The sequence below is a fragment of the Corynebacterium tuingiense genome, assembly GCF_046718165.1.
Lineage (GTDB): Bacteria > Actinomycetota > Actinomycetes > Mycobacteriales > Mycobacteriaceae > Corynebacterium.
This window is the reverse complement of sequence record NZ_CP177101.1, coordinates 1,549,444-1,569,116: the sequence shown is the minus strand read 5'-3', so window position 1 is coordinate 1,569,116 and position 19,673 is coordinate 1,549,444. Positions and strand designations below refer to the sequence as shown.

The window sequence follows — 19,673 nt, the reverse complement described above, 5'->3', positions numbered from 1 at the left end:
CCCGCGTTTCTTTTGGGCAGATGCGGTGCGTACAGCAGCGGATCCAGCCTTAATTTACCGGCTGCAACTGTAATTCGGGCACATTCGGAAGTTGTGCGGGGTTAGACTAGAACGCAGCATATCCGCGCCGCGCCTGGCCGCCGACTTATACTTTTCTTCAGGAGGATTAAATGAAACTAATTACCGCCATCGTTAAGCCGTTTACTCTGCCGGATATCCGGGAGGCATTAAAACAGCAGGATGTACACGGCCTTACAGTGACCGAAAGCCAGGGCTTTGGGCAACAGAGTGGGCACAGCGAGGTCTACCGCGGCGCCGAATACGCGACGGACTTTGTACCCAAGGTGAAACTAGAAGTTTTGACCGCTGATGACCAGGTGGAAGAGCTCATTGACGCCATCGTGGATGCCGCTTATACCGGCAAGATTGGCGATGGCAAGATTTGGATTACCCCGGTAGAAGACGTCATCCGTATCCGCACCGGGGAGCGCGGCGAGACCGCCCTTTAAGCAAAAATGGTGGCAGCATCCGCTCTTCGCAGCGAGGCTTATGACGCGGCGGTGCGCCTGCTTCAGGATTTAGATCTGCCGCCGCACACGGCGCTAGCTGCAACTGGCTCTTTAGCCAGGCAGGAGATGACTCCCTATTCCGATATTGATGTCATCTTGATCTTTCCGGAGGATTACGAGCCAGATCCCCGCTTGGTAGAGGACTTATGGTATCCGGTGTGGGATGCCAAGTATCGGCTGGATTTCGCCCTGCGTACCCCGCAGGAGTGCGCCGAAATAGCCTTGCAGGACACCTCGGCTGGCTTCGCACAATTGGATCTGACGTATATCGCCGGCGAGAAGCCGCTTGTCGATGACGCCCGTCAACGCCTCCTACACGCGTGGCGTCGACAGCTGCAGCGGGGGTTTGACCGCTTCGTCGATACCGCCATCGCACGGTGGAACCGTTCTGGCGCCGTTGCCACCATGACTAACCCGGACTTAAAAAACGGGCGCGGGGGATTGCGCGATATTCAGCTCCTGCGCGCTTTAGCCCTAGGAAATCTGTGCGATCTTCCTGCGCTGGAAGAAGAGCGGCGGTTGTTACTCGATGCACGGACCCTGCTGCACGTCAAGGCTCGCCGGCACCGCGATATTTTGGATCCGGACTTTGCCGCAGATGTCGCTGATGAATTGGGCTTCAGCAGCCGCTACGAGCTCACGGCGGCATTGGTTACTGCGGCTTCTGCTGTCGATGAAGCGGTAGAGCGTAGCTTGGCCACTGCCCGCGGCGTTTTGGGTAGCCGGGGCGCTGGTCCGGCGCAGGGGCGCGACCGTGTGCGCAGGCCCCTTGACGTGGATGTCGTGGCCGATGGCGCCGTGATCTCCCTAGCCCGCACACCCAATCGTGGGGATCCATGGCTGTTGACCCGAGTTGCGGCGGCCGCAGCGCGGACGGGTTATTCCGTTTCTGCGATGACATGGAGGGCGCTGCAGGAGTTACCGCCCCCGCCGGAGCGGTGGCCGAGGGCGGCCGTGGATGACTTTTTCGCCATTTTGTCTTCGCCATCTCATACCCCACGGGTGATTGCCGAGTTGGATCGCTATGGGCTGTGGGAGCGCTTGGTCCCCGAATGGGGTCATGTGCGCGGATTACTTCCTAGGGAACGCAGCCACATGCATTCCGTGGACTACCACTTGGTTGCCACCGTGACGCGCTGCGCCGAGGTACGAACCTCGGTGGCCCGCCCGGACCTTCTCCTCTTGGCCGCGTTGTATCACGATTTGGGCAAGGGGCATGACCGTCCGCACGAGCAAGTAGGGGCAGAGTTGGTGGCGCGGCAGGCCGCCCGCATGCGGTTTAATCTTGCTGATATTTCCCGCGTACAAACCGTGGTGGCAGAGCATACGACCCTGGCGCGATTGGCGGCGACGATGGATCCGAGTTCGGATGCCGCGCGCGATGCCCTATTAAATGCGTGTCATTATGACCAATTGACCATTTCGTTGCTTGCTACCTTATCCAAGGCGGATGCCTTATCGACGGGCCCTGGGGTGTGGTCCGCTCGCACCGCACAAGCACAGGCCCTTATCGTCGCCCGGGCCTTGGAGGCAAATAAGCCGCGCATAGTGACCCGCCCCTTAGTCCGGGTTCCGCAGGACGAGCATGGGGTAGGGCTTGCGGTTGATTGGCAAGAGGAAGTGGTCACCGTGACCTGGTCTGGTGCCAATAAAGCAGAGTTTAAGCGCATTTTTGCGCTGATTTCTGCCCTGGGGTGGACCATTGTGCGGGCCAATTTCGTGCGCGGTGATGCTAGCGGTTATCAGGCGGAGTTTGTCATCCGCACCGTGCAAAAGACACTTAGAGAGGCTGCGGAACCGGATAGGTTTATCCAGTCTTATAATTCGCGCACGTACACCGAGCTTCCCGATATCGCAGGTGAGCCCACGACGGCGGCCTTTAACGTGGGCGGCATTTTGGAGATTCGCACCGTGGAGAGAATAGGCGCGTTGGGCTATCTGGTGGAGGCATTGCCGGAGTTTATGTGGCTGCGCCATGAGATCCTGGGTGCCACGATGATTGTGCATGTGTTCTTTGGCGCTTCGGTTTCGCGCGCCCAGGTGGTGGGGAATGTGACCAGGGCCCTGGCTAGGGACTAAGATTGAATAATTGAACTTTAGATCGATCTAATTTAAGGGAGCGCATCCGTAGTGTTTGACTCACTATCAGACCGCCTACAGTCAGCCCTGGCGGGCCTGCGCGGCAAGGGCAAATTAACTGAGGCGGATATCAACGCCACGACTCGTGAGATTCGTTTGGCATTGCTGGAAGCTGACGTTTCTCTGACGGTGGTGCGCGGGTTTATCAAGCGCATCAAGGAACGCGCCCGCGGCGCGGAAGTATCCGAGGCACTCAACCCCGCCCAACAAGTTGTCAAGATCGTCAATGAGGAGCTCATTGAGATCCTAGGCGGCGAAACCCGCCGGTTGAACCTGGCTAAGAACCCACCGACCGTGATCATGCTGGCCGGCCTGCAGGGTGCTGGTAAAACCACCCTGGCGGGTAAATTGGCCAAGCACCTCACGAAGCAGGGGCACACCCCCATGCTTGTGGCCTGTGACTTGCAGCGCCCAGGAGCGGTGCAGCAGCTGCAGATCGTCGGCGAGCGCGCGGAAGTTCCGACCTTCGCTCCAGACCCAGGTACCTCCCTGGACTCCAATGACCACGAGATGGGCACCTCGCACGGGGACCCGGTGGACGTCGCCAAGCGCGGTATTGCTGAAGCAAAGCAAAAGCAGCACGATGTGGTCATTATCGATACCGCCGGCCGCCTGGGCATTGATGAAACCCTGATGACGCAGGCGCGCAATATTCGCGATGCCGTAAACCCGGATGAAGTCCTGTTCGTCATCGACTCCATGATTGGTCAAGACGCCGTGCAAACGGCGGAGGCCTTCCGCGATGGCGTGGACTTTACCGGCGTGGTTCTCACGAAGCTGGATGGTGACGCTCGCGGTGGTGCAGCGCTGTCCATTCGTGAGGTCACCGGCAAGCCGATTTTGTATGCCTCTACCGGTGAGAAGCTCGATGATTTCGATGTCTTCCACCCAGAGCGCATGTCCAGCCGCATCCTGGGCATGGGTGACCTGCTCTCCCTGATTGAGCAGGCGGAAGCCACCTTGGACCACCAGAAGGCCGAGGAAGCAGCCTCCAAGCTGGGCTCCGGCGAGCTCACGCTGAATGATTTCCTTGATCAGATGCTGATGATCCGCAAGATGGGTCCGATTGGCAACCTGCTGAAGATGATGCCTGGCGGCAAGCAGATGAATGAGATGGCCGCCATGGTGGATGAAAAGCAGCTGGACCGCATCCAGGCGATCATCCGCGGTATGACCCCAGAAGAACGCGAGAACCCAAAGATTCTGAACGCGTCGCGCCGCAAGCGCATCGCCAATGGTTCCGGTGTGAGCGTGTCCGAGGTCAACCAGCTCATCGAGCGCTTCAACCAGGCCAAGAAGATGATGTCCAAGATGGCCGGGCAATTTGGCATGGGCGGTGGCGGTCGCTCTGCCACCAAGAAGAAGTCCAAGGGCCGCAAGGGCAAAAACGGCAAGCGCAAGAAGGGCAAGGGCGGCGGTGGCAACCGCGGCCCCAAGATGCCGGGCGGTATGCCGGGCATGGGCGGCGGTATGCCGTCGATGGAAGAGCTACAGCAGCTGCAGCAGCAAATGGGCGGCGCCGGCGGTGCCGGTGGCCTTGGCGGTGGAAAGATCCCCGGCATGCCCAAGATGCCCAAAGGCATGGAGAATATCGACCTCGATAACCTCAACTTTGGCAAGGGTAAAAAGTAGCCGCGCAGAGACATAAATAGGCAGAGACATAAATAGAAGGTGGCCCATTGCTTACAGGTAATGGGCCACCTTTGTGCGTGTCGTCGCGGGGGAGCGTTTAAACTGGATCGTTTTCCGGGGTATTGGGGTACGGCACTGGGTTGGCGCGCCGCGTGCCACCGGTGGTGGGGGAAGCTGGCGATTCCTCTAGTGCTGCCTCCGCCTCTTCAGGGGAGATTTCTGGCGCCTCTTGCTGGACTTTTTCGCCGTTCAAGAAGGGGGTGAGGGCTTCTCGGATCATCGGCATCGCGGAATCCGCAAAGGCATTGGTGATGTGGTGCATATCGCGGTAGACCATGGTGTTGCCGATGATGACCGGGCAATCGCCATTAGCATCGCAGAACCACGGCGCGGTATCGAGTGACAGCATGTTTTCGTACTGCGATAGAACAACGGCACCTGGATCGTAAGGTTGGTAAACCTCCTCAAACCGCATGCCGCAGCCCACAGCGTCTTCAGTGGCAACGTAGCACTCATCGAATTCGCGCGGCTCCCCGTCCTCATCGAATCCCCACGGGTTATCGCGGAAACCCAGGAAGGGGATATCGCGCTTGGACAGCTCATCCCAGAAGGCTTGGTAGCCGGCGGGCACCGCGTCGGGGCCATGCCCAAACTCGTTTTGCGGGCGGGTGGTATTGGAGATAACCAACTCTGGCTGAGCTTCGGCAATGCGGTCCATGACCAGTTCACCCCACTCGGCGCACTCTGGGCTGACCGTGACGTCATCGCCAAGCTCGATGGGGCAACCTTGGCGCAAGAGGGGAACCAGCTTGAAACCCATCTCTCGGCCGAGGCGGTCGAGGGCAGAAGAATATTGTTCTGCGTGGGATCCTCCCACCAGATAGACTTCTTTTTCCGCGGTAGTATCGCCGAAAATGCAAGGGGTCTTGCCGTCCCTGCGCGTCTCAAAGAAGAAATCAGCGGGCTGAGTATCGGGCACGAAGCACCAGTTTGCAGCAACCGGCGGCTCAATGCCCCCGGCTACGATGGGATCTGGTTTGATTTCTACTCCGTCCGGCGGGGTGATGTCATTAATGAATGTCGTGGCTCCGGGATATTGCTGGGGATTGAGCATTTCCGCGTCAGCATTATTAATGGTGCGCAGCCACAGCGGCTGAATGAGAAGCAGCGCCGCGACGCAGCTGGCCACTACGACACCGCCGATGGCTCGACCGGCACCGGCACGGGTGGACAGACTAGAGACCGCCTTGTGGGCCGGAAGGTCCTCTGCCAAGGGTCGCTTGCGGTGCTGGCGCAGGGGGCGTTCGATGAAGCGATGCGTGATATCTGCAAGCAGCAGGGAGATGGCGATGATAATGATGCCCAGCCACCACGACGGGGTCTGCTGACCCAAGTACGAGGTGGACAGAATAAGCAGCGGCCAGTGCCAAAGGTACAGCGGATAGGCGACATCGCCTAGCCAGCGCGCCTTCTTAGAGGCCATGGCCTTGGAGATCTTGCCGCCACCGCCCAAAATGATGAGCACGGCACCGCCCAAAGGCAAAAGCGAGAGCGGTCCTGGGTAGGCGGTGGTCTCTGCGATGATGGCGCCGGTAAAGACCAGCATGAAAAGGCCAAGGCCGGTAAACAGGTCATAAAAACGTGCAGGGATTTTCCATGCGGAACCGTAGATGGCTAGAACCGCACCGAGGGTCAACTCCCAGGCACGCGACCACGTGGAGTAGTAGTTTTCTGGCGTTCCGTGCAGCCCATGGCGCGAGGCATAGGCAAAGGACACGATGGTCACCACGATGAGAATGGGGCCGGCGATTTGGTTGACCGTGGGGAAGCGGCTGGTCCGCAGCGAAGATTGCTGCGGACGCCATTTCATAATCGCGGCCAGGATGAGGGCAAAGGCAATGCCCATCAGGTAGAACTGGCCCTGCACGGACATTGACCACATATGCTGCAGCGGGGAAGTATCGGCGGCGGCCGCAGTGTAGTCAGCGTTTTGGCGCGCCAGTTCCCAGTTCTGGTAGTACAGCATGGTTGCCGTAATTTGCTGGGTAAATTCAGTGCGCATGAGCTGCGGCGTGCAAAGGCGCACCAATATATACGTCACACCGATGACTAGGACGAGGCTTGGTACCAAGCGGCGCAACGTGCGCCAGATTGGCCACCATGGGTTCAAGGAGGCGTTGGGCTTGCCGGCATAGCGCAGCTGTGAGCCTAGGAAGAAATAACCGGAAAGCAGTAAGAAGACATCCACGCCGCCAGATACGCGACCGACAAAGACGTGGTAGATAACTACGAGGCCAATTGCGATACCGCGCAGACCATCGAGGTCATAGCGGTATCGAAAGTTGCGTGGAGAATCATTTGTCATAAAACGTCATTTCGTGCGCTTGTTCACGGGAAACAAACGCGGCGTATTTCAAAGCCTTCTGGGGCAAAGGTTTACATTCGGCTAATAAGGGTACTCTTTAAAGGTCTCGAAGGCATAACGGGGCAAGGTAAAACGCGGGAGACGCGGAGATTTTAAAATACTGCCTGCACACGCTAAAATGGTTCGGGTTATCGCAGTAGTGCGAACTGCTGATGATAATGAGACGTTTCATTCTGCGTAACACCGTTCCCGTCTACGGTCGGCCGGTACGTCACGCGCAGATAAAATCCAAGGGTTGAACCGGCGTGCTAAACAGCGCGTGTCTGAACTGCCCAGTGACTAGAAAAGGAGCCATCATGGCTGTCAAAATTAAACTGCAGCGCGTAGGTAAGATCCGCGCCGCTGAATACCGCGTAGTTATCGCTGATGCTCGTACCCGCCGCAGCGGCAAGGTCATCGAGAACATTGGCATCTACCACCCGAAGGAAGAGCCTTCCCTCATCAAGATCGACTCCGAGCGCGCACAGCACTGGCTGTCCGTTGGCGCACAGCCTACCGAGCCTGTCTTGGCACTACTGAAGGTCACCGGTGACTGGCAGAAGCACAAGGGCCTGCCGGGCGCAGAAGGCACCTTGAAGGTTGCCGAAGAGAAGAAGTCCAAGCTGGACATCTTCAACGAGGCATTGTCTGAGGCTAATAACGGCCCAACCATCGAGGCCATCACCGAGAAGAAGGCCAAGGAAGAAGCTAAGAAGAAGAAGGAAGCTGAAGAGGCTGCTGCAGCTGAGGCTGCCGCTGCTGCTGCCGGCGAGGCAGACGCTGATGCAGAAGATGCTGAGGAGTCCGCAGAGTAATCTGCTCGTTCTCTAGCGCCCTTCACTAATTAGGGCCGCTGTGCATAAACTTCATCCCCCACCCGATATCGTTGCATTTATGCGCGATAACGAGTGGGGGATTTTGCGCGCTCGGCCAGCGCGCGTCCATCACCAAGGCTAGTGGCTAGCGCTATTCACTGCGTGGCCGCAATTCGGGGTAATTGGCGTATACATCGCCCGGATCTTTAAAATCCATCCCTCGCAAGCTGCCTGCGACGACGGGTTTGAACAGCTTATAGATTTCCTCACGCGGCAGTTTTGACAGGGGCCCGTCAATGGCAAGCACGGTAAACCCGTGGACGGCGGACCACGACAGCAAGCTATTGTGTAGGAAATATTCTTTATCAGGCGTTTGGCCTAGGGCCTGGGCATGGCGGACCAAGAGATCGAAGTAGCGCTGAATCAGATTCAGGTGTTCGCTTTTTGGATCATCGGGAGTCGAGGGGTCCACGCCGAGCATAAAGCGCAGTGCCTTCCATTCCAGCATACAACGGAAGAAATTCGTTTCATCTAGGGCAAAATCGAGGTAGGCATACCCGATCTGCACGAGGTGAACGGGGAAGGCGAGGTCGCCAACTTCATCGGTGGTGCGGTGAAGGCGGCGCACGAGCTCATCGGTAGCTAGCTCGGCTACCTTATCGTGCAGTTCCTCCTGATCCTTAAAGTGCCGGTAGGCCGAGGTAGGGGACACTCCTGCCGCGCGGGTGATGGCGCGGATGGTAATAGCCTCTGGGCCTTTTTCCTTGCCTAATTGCACGGCGATCCGTAGCAGCTCGTCGTGGAGGTTTCCGTGGTGATAGGGCTTGTTATGAGACTGCGTTGTATCCAAAATCTGTCCTAACGGTGTGTGAATTCCAATTAGCCTGTAAGCATCGTTAAAAGCATTAGTGCAGGTTGCCTGTCCGGCTGCTCTGTGGGTGAGTCCGAGTTCACATCCGGTAGGGGTGCGGCAACGCTATGCACTATATAGGCCGGTAAGTGCACAATGTTACCTGGGGCTAGTGTGACCGTCTTCTCCCCGCAGGTGAAATTTACTTCTCCGCGTATCGCCTGCACGGTTATCGGGTGGGCGGCTTTGTGATCCGGCAAGGTTTGACCGGGGGAGAAACTGAAAAGGATGAGGTTTGCGCGCTCTCCGTTCAAGACTCGCTTGACCCCAGGGCGCTCGCGTTCAGGATCGGTGGGAGGTGCCAAAGCCACCAGATCCAGGTCGATCAAAGGTGAGTGCGGTGCCTCCTGATGTGCACTGCGTGGATCGGAAGACGGGTGGGGAGAGTCGTTCATGCTTCAAGCGTAATGCCTAAGAGCGAGGTTGTGGGGAGTGTGGCAGGAAATAAGAGCAACTGGGTGTATGCGGTAAACTCTGCGCCATGGAATTGATGATTGGGCGCGTCATAAAGTCGCATGGGATCAAGGGAGAAGTGGTGGTAGAGCCCACCACCGATGAGCCCGAGGTGCGCTTTGCGGTGGGAGAAAAACTGCAGGGAAGGCAGGGCCGCAAGGAACACGAATTGACCATCTCTGCGGTGCGCAGCCACAAGGGCAGGCTTTTGGTGACGTGCAAGGAAATTGCCGATCGCACCCAGGCGGAAAGCCTGCGTGGCACACAATTTTTCGCTGCCCCATTAGAGGATGATGGCGAGGGCTTTTATGACCACGAGCTTGAAGGCCTGCGCGTAATCCACGATGGAGAAGATATCGGCGCTGTGGCTTCCGTCGTACACGGTCCTAGCCAAGACCTCCTGGAGGTTGAGTTGTCTTCGGGCAGCACCGCCCTGGTGCCCTTTGTTCATGCCATCGTCCCCGAAGTGGACTTGGAAGCCGGCTCGTGCACCATCCAACCCCCAGAAGGGCTGTTGGATCTATGAGGCTCGATGTGGTGACCATCTTTCCGGAATACCTGCAGCCGTTGCGCCATGCCCTTTTAGGCAAGGCCATCGAGCAGGGCCGCCTCGAGGTGGGCGTGCACGATCTGCGTCAGTGGGCCACGGATGCGCATAAATCGGTCGATGACTCGCCTTTTGGCGGCGGCCCAGGCATGGTCATGAAACCCGAGGTATGGGGGCCTGCGCTTGACGATGTCGCACTCGGGACCACCGCCCCCACCCTTGATTCCTCCCTGCCGCACCTCAACCGCCCTCGCCATGATGAATTAGAGGGTGTCGAAGCTCGGGCGTATGGCGCCGATGCGGCGCACGATGATCGAGGGAGCGACAGTGAAGATGGCGATCTTCCGCTGCTTCTCGTTCCCACCCCGGCTGGGGCGCCGTTGACCCAAGCGGATGCGCGGGCATGGTCCACCGAGGAACATATTGTTTTTGCCTGTGGGCGTTACGAGGGCATCGACCAGCGCGTGGTGGAAGATGCGAAGAAGCGCTACCGCGTTCGGGAAGTATCCATCGGGGATTATGTGCTCATTGGCGGAGAGGTTGCCGTATTGGTGATAGCAGAAGCCGTAGTCCGCCTCATCCCCGGGGTATTGGGCAATAAGCGCTCGCATGAAGAGGATTCCTTTTCTGATGGCCTATTGGAGGGGCCAAGCTATACCAAACCGCGCGAGTGGCGCGGGCTTGCGGTGCCGGAGGTATTGATCTCTGGAAATCATGGGCTGGTAGACCGGTGGCGCCGAGAACAAGCGTTGGAGCGAACGTGGCAGCGCCGCCCAGAGTTATTGGACCAAGTGGAATTGAGCAAGGCGGATAAGGCTTATTTAGCGCAATTGCGCGAGCGTGAATCTGAAGGCAAGGCACAGTAATGCAGGTGAGTGTGGATCTTTCTGTGCTGATGCCCCGGGAAGAATGGGAAGAAAGCCAGGCAGGCATGCCAGAGAAATTGCGCGATGCAGGTTTTATGCCGGTAAATATTTTTGCCACAGTGGTTGCTCCGTCGCCGCCGGCAGATAGCCCGTTGGCCCAGGAATATGAACTCAGCAATGGAACCGCAGCGGATGGGACGCCGTTGTGGCGGGTTATCGTCAATGGCGATACTGCCGCGCCCCTGCCTTCCGTCGCACCCATGGTGGCTGAGTGCCTGCCACCCACAGCGTCGTGGTTGGGGAGTACAGAAATTGGGCATACCGAATTTGCGTGGTCGGTTGAGCCGGTATGGCGCGCAGATACCAGTGAAGAAAATTAAGGAAAATTTCCTGAAATACTTGTATTAGTGCTGGGTAGTGCTACTGTAAGGGCAGCACACACTCGCAGTTTTACTTGCTCTCCAAGGATTTCTCGCATGACTTCTCCCAATGGAAATGATTTTGGCGGATATAACCAACAGCCACAATATGGCCAGTACCCTGGGTATTCTCAGCCTGATCAGAGCCGCGGCGGGAATGGCGCCATGATTGCGGCGATCATTTTGGGAGTTGTGGCACTCCTTGCTATTGCCGCTGCGACCGTCTTTTTCGTGACCGGAAATAAGGATAATTCCAGCACTACCGCGCAGGAAACCCAATTCCAGCAAAAGGCTGATTCCTCAAAGGCTGATGACAAGGACGACGAGAAGTCGTCAGATAGTGAAGCTACCGTGACCAAGACCGAGCAGGCACCCGCGCCTGCCCCGGCACAGGCACCCGAAAGTAGTGGCAATGGGCACTCGTGGGGCGACTACACGAGTTATTACGCTACGGGCCCAACGTCAGCACCTTTTGCTAAAAACGTCTACAACGCTTTCATGAATAATTGGGTGGCCGGTGGCGGAACGGATGCCACCTTGAGCGTCTATTCACCGCAGACCGGCGGTACCTATACGATGTATTGCTCCGGTAATTCCTCGCGGGTGAGCTGCTCCGGTGGCGATAGAGCCCGGGTAGTCATCCACTAAATTGGGGCGTGTTTCATTCCTCTTCTTCCTGCTTTCAGCGTGCGGGAAGAAGAGGATTTTTATGTGCCCCGCACTGGCCGTCTGGGGCGGCGGAAAACGCATGCGGTAAATTGGGTGGGTCCCATACCAAGCTTTGAAATGGAAGTGTGAGGAACCTACGTGAATATTGCGGCTACCATCGCGGCGGAGATTGGCGCTCAAGAAACCCAGGTTTCGACGGCGCTAAGGCTTCTGGCGGAGGGAAATACGGTGCCTTTCATTGCGCGCTATCGCAAGGAGGCCACGGGTGGTTTGGATGACGCGCAACTGCGCACTATCGAAGAGCGGGCCACCTACCTGCGCGAGCTGGAAGAGCGTAAAGAGACGATCCTTGCCGCCATTGAAGAGCAGGGCAAACTTAGCGATGACCTGCGTAGCCAGATCCTCGCCTGCGATACCAAGGCGCGGCTTGAGGATTTGTATCTGCCGTATAAGAAGCGGCGCAAGACAAAGGCGGATATCGCGCGGGAAGCCGGCTTGGAGGAGCTGACCGACACATTGATTGCGCAGCCGAAAGCCCAGCCGGAGGAACTGGCGCTAGGTTATCTCACGGAAGGTTTCGCGGATACCAAGAAGGCACTGGAGGGTGCGCGCTCCATTCTCATCGATCGGTTCGCGCTCGATGCGGACTTGGTCGGTGGCGTGCGCGAGCGCATGTTTAACCAGGGCTCCATGCAGGCGCAGGTTGTGGAAGGAAAGGAAGCCGAGGGGGCGAAGTTCAAGGATTACTTCGACTTCAACGAACCTTTTTCTTCGCTGCCTTCCCACCGCATTCTGGCGCTCCTGCGCGGGGAGAATGAGGGAGTGCTGCAGTTGCACCTCGATGCGGGTGACGATGCCGACTACGAGGACCTGATTGCGGATCGGTTCGAGCTAGATCGCAGCTCCGCGTGGCTGGATAATGCCGTGCACTGGGGATGGCGCACCAAGTTGTATGTTTCCTCCAGCTTGGATGTGCGCATGCGCTTGAAAGAGGTAGCAGAAGAAGGCGCGCTCAAGGTCTTTGCCACGAACCTGCGCGACGTGCTGCTTGCCGCTCCCGCGGGCCAGCGCGCCACCATTGGCCTCGATCCGGGCTACCGCAACGGCACCAAATGCGCCGTGGTGGATAAAACGGGCAAGGTGCTCGATACCACCATTGTCTATCCACATCAGCCGCAAAACCAGTGGTCGCAGGCGGTGCAAGACCTGTCCACGCTGTGCGCGCGGCACTCGGTTGACCTTATGGCCATCGGCAATGGCACTGCCTCCAGGGAAACAGAAAAGCTCGCGCACGAGATTGCTGACCTGCTCAAACAAGCTGGCGGTCAGCGGCCGACGCCCGTCGTGGTCTCCGAATCCGGCGCATCGGTCTACTCCGCATCGCAGCTGGCGGCGGAGGAATTCCCCGATATGGATGTCTCGCTGCGCGGGGCAGTCTCCATTGCCCGGCGCCTGCAGGATCCGCTGGCAGAGCTGGTGAAAATCGATCCTAAGGCCATCGGAGTGGGCCAGTATCAGCACGATGTGAACCAGACGTCGCTGGCCCGGACGTTGGATGGCGTGGTAGAAAGCGCCGTCAATGGCGTCGGCGTCGACCTCAATACGGCCTCGGCGCCGCTATTGGAGCGCGTGGCGGGCGTCAACCCCACCATTGCCGCCAATATCGTGGCCTACCGCAATGACAATGGCTCTTTCGCTACCCGCAAGGAGCTGAAGAAGGTGCCGCGCTTAGGCCCGAAGGCTTTTGAACAATCCGCCGGCTTCCTGCGCATTAATGGGGGAGCGGACCCGCTCGATGCGTCGGCGGTTCACCCCGAGGCCTATCCCATCGTGACAAGGATTGCGGAGCAGACGGGGCTGGGCATCGGAGAGCTCATTGGCAATACCCGGGTGCTAGACAAGCTAGATCCCGCCGATTTTGCGGACGAGACCTTCGGTATCCCTACCGTGAGCGATATCATCGCCGAATTGGATAAACCCGGCCGCGATCCGCGCCCTGAGTTTAAGACCGCCACCTTTAAAGAAGGCGTACATAAGGTCTCTGACCTTAACCCCGGCATGGTTTTGGAGGGAACGGTCACCAACGTGGCGGCCTTTGGTGCGTTTGTCGATGTCGGCGTGCATCAAGACGGCCTTGTCCATGTCTCTGCCATGAGCCATCAGTTTGTTTCTGATCCCCATGAAGTCGTGCGCTCCGGCCAGGTGGTCAAGGTTAAGGTGATGGAGGTTGACGTCGATCGCCAGCGCATTGGCCTGTCGCTGCGGCTGGATGATGAACCGGGCCAGCCTGCGCCGAAGCGTCGCGGCGGCGATTCGCCGCGCGGATCCGGCAAGCGCGGCGGTCAAAAGCCCTCGCGCGCAGCAGGGAAGAAGGGGGGCCGCAACTCCGATCGTGGAGGCTCCCGCGGGCGCCCGGCAGCCAAGGGGACCATGGCCGATGCCCTGAAGAAGGCCGGCTTCTAACTTCTCGGTGCAGCGGCCTACCAGCACCGCAAGGTGGGCAGTTGCTTGAGGCGACGGTGGGGAAATTTCCCCGCCAACCGCGCACGCGCCGAAAAATATGACCGCCACGTCGCAGTCGATGCGGACTCCCGCGCCTATTAATGGTAAGTGTGGAAAAACTAAGTAAATGGCGTCCTTCTTCTCCTATTTCAGCGAGGCACTCCTGAGCAGATGGGCAAGGGGAGACGCTGAACTACTGCCATAAGGAGACAACTATGAGTCGTGCGGCCGATAGTGGTCAAGGCGCTGGGGACACTGCAGAGATGCCTTCGATAAGTGGCGAGGAGAACAAGGGCCGGGGGGTGCTGGGCTGGCACCGCCTTCTGGATTGGCGCCCGCGCAGCGCTTTGTCGCGGGTGCTTATCGTATTCTTCCTCGTTGCGCCCATCATCGTGGCCGGAACCATGATGTGGGCCATGTGGGATCCGTCCAAGTACATGCGCAATATTGACCTCGCAGTGGTCAATGAAGACGCGGGCGTGGATAAGCAGGGCAAGCACACCAACTATGGCGACCAAGTGGTCGAGGGCCTGCTGGATACCGATTACCTCAACTTTTCTGAGGTCAAAAAGAACGAAGGCGATGAGGGCCTGGTCAAGGGCAAATACTTGATGGTGGTGACGATTCCGAAGAACTTTTCCGAGCAGGCCGTGACCATCATCAGCGATAAGCCCGAAAAGCCGGAGATTAACTTCGCTACCAATGACTACTATGGCACCAATGGCTCAGTGATTTCCTCCAGCCTCATTCCGCAGGTACAGACGAGTGTTGAAAACGCCATTTCCAAAAAGTACGCTGACCAGGTCATCGAGGGGCTTACTAAGTTGAGCGACGGCCTGAACAATGCCGCGGACGGCGCGGGACGCCTCGATGAGGGCGTCGGCAAGCTGCAAGAGGGCGGCGGGCGCGCGATTGACGGAATCAATAAGCTCGACAATGGTGCGGGAACGCTTAATAACGGCACGGCCGAGCTCCTCAACGGAACGACGCGGCTCAATGATGGCGTCGGCCAGTTGAATGATGGTGCAGGCCGGCTGAGCGATGGCGCCGCGCGCCTCGATGACGGTGCCACCCAGCTTGCCGAGGGCTCCGATAAGCTCCTTGCCGGCACCGGCCGCCTCGCCGATGGTGCGGGCCAAATCGATGCCGGTGTCAATCAGCTCACGGGCATGCTCATCCCCGTGCTGAAACAAGCCCAGGCCGTGGTGCCTGGTCTTACCCAGCTGGTAGACATTCTGCGCGGGCTCGGCATGACCCAACAAGCAGATCAGCTTTATTCGCTCGTATCCAAGCTTGATCCCGCAGCGAGTGGAAATATGGTTAGCCAGCTGGAAAAGCTTTCTGCAGGTACCGGGCAGCTGCACTACAACCTGTCCGATCCGCAATCGGAATATCTGGGCGGCCTTACCACGCTAAATGGCGGGGCACACCGCTTGTCCGATGGCATTAAGGAACTGCGCGGCGGAGTTGGCAAGCTCAGCGACGGTACCGCGCAGCTGCAGGACGGCGCGTCCCGCCTGCAGGATGGCGCATCTCGCCTCCACGATGGCACGGGCTCGCTTAAGGAGGGCACTGGCCGGCTGGCAGAAGGCGGAGCTGAGTTGACGGGCGGCATGGATCGCCTCAAGGAAGGTTCCGGCGAACTATCCACAAAACTTGCCGATGGCGCAGCTAAAGCCCCCACCGTTTCCCGCCCAGAGGATTCCGCGCAAAATATGGCGGTGCCCATCATCTTCACCGCATCCAATGTCCACCCCGTGCAGACGGTGGTCAACCCAGCGGACCCGACCGAAAAGAATATTACCGGCGGCGCCTCCATGCTCTTCGTGCTCGTATTCGGCTTCCTCGTGATGCTGCTATTGGCGATGACGCTGCCGTACTACTTGGCGCGCCGGGGAGCCCGCGTCACCAGCCCAGCCCGCAGCATATTCGGCGCCTTTGCCGCGCTGACCGGACTGAACTTCCTCATACTGGCGTTTATGGCCCTGATGTCTTCCACCCTGGGGTGGCAGCCGGCAAGCTGGTCCATGATCGCGCTCGTACTTGCAGCAATTTCCGCCGTGGGTGCGGCGACCTACCAGTTCTTTATGGTTACCTTCGGGCGCAAGATCGGTTCAATCTTTGCCGTCGGCGCCTTCGCCCTGGGAGTGATGGTCTTTGGCGGGGTGTGGCCGGTCGTGGCGATTCCGCGCGCGCTGAGCCTGCTGCACCCCTTCCACCCGATGTCTTACGCCAAGGACGCGTTTACCCGCGCCACCGACGGCATTCATGATGGAACGTTCTGGAGCGGGATTATCATCCTCTTTAGTATCACGGTGGGTGCCGTGGTGGCGTCGTACTTGGTTTTCCGGGCGCGGCACCTAGGCACGGCGAAGATCCTCGATGAGCACCACTCCATTCTCCGCTCGCCCATGCCTGCCTAAGGCGTGCTGCGCGCCCGGCTCGCCCCAGGTAGGGTAGTAAATTCGCGAAGTAGAGGAATTTGGAATTGGCTGGTTCCTATGGAAAGATAATCCATCGTTCTATGTAACGGGCACGAACCGGTTAGGCCTTCGGCCGCTAGGGTCCTCTGTCCCAAACTGAAAAGGAATATTGGTATGACCAACATTATCGACAAGGTCGATGCAGCACAGCTGCGCGACGACATCCCGTCCTTCCGTCCCGGCGATACCCTCGACGTCAACGTCAAGGTTATTGAGGGTAACAACGAGCGTGCACAGCTCTTCAAGGGCATCTGCATCCGCCGTCAGGGCTCCGGTATCCGCGAGACCTTCACCGTGCGTAAGGTTTCCTTCGGTATCGGCGTAGAGCGTACCTTCCCGGTTCACTCCCCGAACCTCGAGTCCATCAAGGTCTCCCGCCGCGGCCGCGTTCGCCGTGCGAAGCTGTACTACCTGCGCGATCTGCGCGGCAAGAAGGCTCGCATCAAGGAGCGTCGCTAGTTCTAGCGCCGCCCTGGGCGCCGCCTATCTCCCTTCCTTTCCTGCATGCACAGTGCCGGAAAGGGAGGGAGATTTTTATTGTGCACCCCTCGAATCATTTCGATTTCCTGTGAATCGCCCCGCAGGCACGGGAGCCAACCCGGATCGCGGGCATGCAGTTGCTAGGATCTGACGGGTGAATAACGAAAGCATCTCGCAGGGCAATGAAGCGGCCACGGAGAAAGCAACCACGGAGAAAAAACAAATGCCGTGGTGGCTGGAGACTCTCGTGGTCGTCGTCTCCGTGTTGGTGGTCGTGGGGCTATTCCAAAACTTCATTGGCCGCCAATACGTGATTCCCTCAGGATCCATGGAGCCGACGCTGCATGGCTGTGAGGGATGCACGAATGACCGCATCTTTACAGAAAAGGTCTCCTACTACGGTGATAAGGGCCCAGAGCCAGGCGATGTCGTGGTCTTTAAGGGCACCGAGGACTGGAACGGGAGTTACGTCTCCCCGCGCTCATCCAATTCCGTCATTCACGGCATTCAGGATGCGCTGAGCTTTATCTCTTTGGCGCCGCCAGATGAAAATACCCTGGTCAAGCGCGTTATCGCCACCGGCGGGCAGACGGTTTCCTGCCAAGAAGGCGATCCGGCCGTCATGGTGGATGGCAAGCCCATCAAGCAAGACTACGTACAGGATCCGCCGACCTATCCGGTGGATGAGTCGACCGGATCGGAAGCCTGCGGCGGCCCGTACTTCGGCCCGGTGAAGGTGCCTGAGGATAATATCTGGGTCATGGGGGATAACCGCACCGCGTCCGCGGATTCGCGCTACCACATGGGCGATAACTTCCACGGCACGATCCCCGTAGATAACGTGCGCGGAAAGGTACAGTTCGTATTCTGGCCGTTCAACCGCATTGGTGGGGTCGATGACCCAGACATCCAAAGCTAAACCACAGCAACAGCGCCTGCGCACGCGCGATTTCCTTGCGCCGGTCATAGGCGGCTTCGTGCTCCTAGTCTTATTGCAGGCTTTCGTGGGCAGGATGTATGTCATTCCCTCCGCGTCGATGGAACCCACGCTGCATGGCTGCACGGGCTGCGATAATGACCGCATCGCGGTGCAGAAGATGAGCTATTACTTCCACGACCCAGATCCGGGCGATGTCGTAGTATTTGAAGGCCCTGAGTCTTGGAATACGGAATTTGAGGTGCAGCGCTCCAATAACGTGCTGGTGCGCGGTGCCCAAAACGCCTTGGCGTCAGTGGGGCTTTTGCCCAATGGGGAAAATATCCTGGTCAAGCGCGTTATCGCCACCGAGGGTCAGACGGTCAAGTGCGAGGAGGGCGATTCCGCGGTGATGGTGGATGGTGCACCGATAGACCAGAGCTTCACGTTGGATCCTCCCGAGATCCCGGTCGATCCCGGCTCCGGCTCGCAGGCATGTGGCGGCGAGTACTTTGGCCCCGTTACCGTTCCAGAAGGCAATATGTGGGTCATGGGGGATAACCGCACCAATTCCCTGGATTCTCGCGCGCACATAGGCGATCACCTGCAAGGCACCGTGCCGGTGGACAACGTGCGCGGCAAGGTAGAAGCCGTGGTCCTGCCCGTATCGCGCTTTGGCGGCATCGACGATCCGGATATCCAGGATGCGGCGGCTTAAGCAGCAGCGCACCTTTGAAGTGGCGTTGGCTCGGGCGGGGCTCGGCCCCGTCGCCGGGGTGGATGAGGCCGGCCGCGGTGCGTGCTGCGGCCCCATCACCATCGCCGCCTGCATCCTGCCCGAGCGCATCGTGGGCGAATTGGATACCTTAACCGATTCCAAAAAGCTCACGCCCCGCCAGCGCGAAAAACTCTTTCCCATCATTAAAGACAAGGCTGTGGACTGGTCTGTGGTGCATATTGGTGCGGGGGACATCGACAAGCGCGGCATCCAGCACGCCAATACCTCAGGCATGCGCCGGGCGGTAGCGCGCCTGGACAAGCGCCCGGGCTATGTGCTTTCCGATGCCCTCTTTATCCCCGGCCTCACCCAACCTCACCTGCCCATCATTGGCGGGGACGCAGCCGCGCGGTGCATCGCGGCGGCGAGCGTGCTGGCCAAGGTAAGCCGGGATCGCCTCATGCTGGATCTGGACGAGCGCTTTCCAGGTTATGGATTGGCTGGGCATAAGGGCTATGGAACCAAGGCACACGAGGCCGCGATTGCCGCTTTGGGGGCGAGCCCAGAACACCGCATGAGCTACAGCAATGTGCAGCGCGCGCATGCCCAATTCACTGCGCGTGCCTAGCGAAAATTGTGGTTTCTGCGCGCTAAGCTAGGGCGAGCTATCCCATATTTTGGAGGTCCACAGTGAGTGCAGAGGAACTCGAAAACTACGAGGCAGAGGTAGAGCTGTCCCTTTACCGCGAATATCGCGATGTCGTCAGCCAGTTTTCTTATGTCGTAGAAACCGAACGCCGTTTTTACCTGGCCAATGCCGTAGAACTGATTCCCCATACCGCCGGGCCCGATGTGTACTACGAGGTGCGCATGTCCGATGCCTGGGTATGGGATATGTACCGTTCCGCCCGATTCGTGCGCTACGTCCGCGTCATTACCTACAAAGACGTCAATATCGAGGAACTGGACAAACCAGATTTCATCATGCCGGACTAGGGCACTGGGCGCCTGTCAACTCGGCGCCCACTTCATCCCGCCGCAGCTGTGGATAACTCTTCGTCATGCCGAAGTTATTCACATCCGCGGCGGTTTTCTGGTTTTCGGGCTTGTAGCCGGCCCGCATCCTGCGGTGTTCTGTGCGTGCAGCACAA

At 58.6% G+C, this 19,673-nt stretch carries 18 protein-coding genes; 15 read left to right on the top strand and 3 right to left on the bottom strand.

The window, feature by feature from the left end:
* Positions 1 to 170 precede the first annotated feature (170 nt).
* The 3 genes from ACLI1T_RS07485 to ffh are packed head-to-tail and all read left to right on the top strand — an operon-like array spanning position 171 to position 4,340.
* Positions 171 to 509, top strand: coding sequence for a P-II family nitrogen regulator (locus tag ACLI1T_RS07485; protein WP_023022932.1), 339 nt, complete (start codon positions 171 to 173; stop codon positions 507 to 509).
* A gap of 6 nt (positions 510 to 515) precedes the next feature.
* Positions 516 to 2,648, top strand: coding sequence for a [protein-PII] uridylyltransferase (locus ACLI1T_RS07480; RefSeq protein ID WP_349886435.1), 2,133 nt, complete (start codon positions 516 to 518; stop codon positions 2,646 to 2,648).
* Between the two features lie 51 nt (positions 2,649 to 2,699).
* The gene (ffh, locus tag ACLI1T_RS07475) at positions 2,700 to 4,340 is read left to right on the top strand and encodes a signal recognition particle protein (protein ID WP_284900001.1); all 1,641 of its coding nucleotides are present in this window, start codon (positions 2,700 to 2,702) and stop codon (positions 4,338 to 4,340) included.
* A 97-nt stretch (positions 4,341 to 4,437) separates the two neighbouring features.
* Here the strand turns inward: ffh and ACLI1T_RS07470 are convergent, their stop codons facing one another.
* Positions 4,438 to 6,705, bottom strand: a complete 2,268-nt coding sequence (locus tag ACLI1T_RS07470; RefSeq protein WP_349852724.1) for an acyltransferase family protein — start codon at positions 6,703 to 6,705, stop codon at positions 4,438 to 4,440.
* Positions 6,706 to 7,061: 356 nt separating this feature from the next.
* On the opposite strand from ACLI1T_RS07470, the gene rpsP reads away from it, so the two are divergent.
* Positions 7,062 to 7,559 (top strand): 30S ribosomal protein S16, encoded by a 498-nt coding sequence (gene rpsP, locus ACLI1T_RS07465; RefSeq protein ID WP_411702316.1) that lies wholly within the window; start codon positions 7,062 to 7,064, stop codon positions 7,557 to 7,559.
* A gap of 151 nt (positions 7,560 to 7,710) precedes the next feature.
* On the opposite strand, the gene ACLI1T_RS07460 is transcribed toward rpsP, so the two are convergent.
* Together ACLI1T_RS07460 and ACLI1T_RS07455 are read right to left on the bottom strand one after the other, a co-directional pair.
* Complete coding sequence (locus tag ACLI1T_RS07460; RefSeq protein ID WP_034659129.1) at positions 7,711 to 8,409, bottom strand: TetR/AcrR family transcriptional regulator; 699 nt, start codon at positions 8,407 to 8,409, stop codon at positions 7,711 to 7,713.
* A gap of 29 nt (positions 8,410 to 8,438) precedes the next feature.
* Positions 8,439 to 8,864, bottom strand: a complete 426-nt coding sequence (locus ACLI1T_RS07455) for a cupin domain-containing protein (protein WP_051138367.1) — start codon at positions 8,862 to 8,864, stop codon at positions 8,439 to 8,441.
* An 86-nt stretch (positions 8,865 to 8,950) separates the two neighbouring features.
* Between ACLI1T_RS07455 and rimM the strand changes: the two genes are divergently transcribed.
* From rimM to ACLI1T_RS07400, 11 genes are all read left to right on the top strand, one after another.
* Positions 8,951 to 9,448, top strand: a complete 498-nt coding sequence (rimM, locus tag ACLI1T_RS07450; protein WP_023022920.1) for a ribosome maturation factor RimM — start codon at positions 8,951 to 8,953, stop codon at positions 9,446 to 9,448.
* Positions 9,445 to 10,335, top strand: a complete 891-nt coding sequence (trmD, locus tag ACLI1T_RS07445; RefSeq protein ID WP_411702315.1) for a tRNA (guanosine(37)-N1)-methyltransferase TrmD — start codon at positions 9,445 to 9,447, stop codon at positions 10,333 to 10,335. Before rimM ends, trmD begins: the two co-directional genes overlap by 4 nt.
* On the top strand, positions 10,335 to 10,715 hold the full coding sequence (locus tag ACLI1T_RS07440; RefSeq protein ID WP_023022916.1) for a hypothetical protein: 381 nt from the start codon (positions 10,335 to 10,337) through the stop codon (positions 10,713 to 10,715). Before trmD ends, ACLI1T_RS07440 begins: the two co-directional genes overlap by 1 nt.
* A gap of 96 nt (positions 10,716 to 10,811) precedes the next feature.
* Entirely contained in the window at positions 10,812 to 11,402 is a 591-nt protein-coding gene (locus tag ACLI1T_RS07435) for a hypothetical protein (protein WP_023022915.1), read from the top strand.
* Between the two features lie 159 nt (positions 11,403 to 11,561).
* On the top strand, positions 11,562 to 13,886 hold the full coding sequence (locus ACLI1T_RS07430; protein WP_411702314.1) for a Tex family protein: 2,325 nt from the start codon (positions 11,562 to 11,564) through the stop codon (positions 13,884 to 13,886).
* Between the two features lie 254 nt (positions 13,887 to 14,140).
* Positions 14,141 to 16,348, top strand: coding sequence for a YhgE/Pip family protein (locus tag ACLI1T_RS07425; RefSeq protein WP_411702313.1), 2,208 nt, complete (start codon positions 14,141 to 14,143; stop codon positions 16,346 to 16,348).
* A 174-nt stretch (positions 16,349 to 16,522) separates the two neighbouring features.
* On the top strand, positions 16,523 to 16,867 hold the full coding sequence (gene rplS, locus ACLI1T_RS07420; RefSeq protein ID WP_005278655.1) for a 50S ribosomal protein L19: 345 nt from the start codon (positions 16,523 to 16,525) through the stop codon (positions 16,865 to 16,867).
* Positions 16,868 to 17,111: 244 nt separating this feature from the next.
* Positions 17,112 to 17,807: a signal peptidase I gene (gene lepB, locus ACLI1T_RS07415; RefSeq protein ID WP_349852787.1), complete on the top strand. Its 696-nt coding sequence runs from the start codon at positions 17,112 to 17,114 to the stop codon at positions 17,805 to 17,807.
* The gene (gene lepB, locus ACLI1T_RS07410) at positions 17,785 to 18,522 is read left to right on the top strand and encodes a signal peptidase I (RefSeq protein ID WP_411702312.1); all 738 of its coding nucleotides are present in this window, start codon (positions 17,785 to 17,787) and stop codon (positions 18,520 to 18,522) included. The genes lepB (ACLI1T_RS07415) and lepB (ACLI1T_RS07410) overlap by 23 nt, the downstream gene beginning before the upstream one ends.
* Complete coding sequence (locus ACLI1T_RS07405; protein WP_411703305.1) at positions 18,500 to 19,150, top strand: ribonuclease HII; 651 nt, start codon at positions 18,500 to 18,502, stop codon at positions 19,148 to 19,150. Before lepB (ACLI1T_RS07410) ends, ACLI1T_RS07405 begins: the two co-directional genes overlap by 23 nt.
* 62 nt (positions 19,151 to 19,212) lie before the next feature.
* Complete coding sequence (locus ACLI1T_RS07400) at positions 19,213 to 19,518, top strand: DUF2469 domain-containing protein (protein ID WP_005278666.1); 306 nt, start codon at positions 19,213 to 19,215, stop codon at positions 19,516 to 19,518.
* The last annotated feature ends 155 nt before the right edge of the window (positions 19,519 to 19,673 follow it).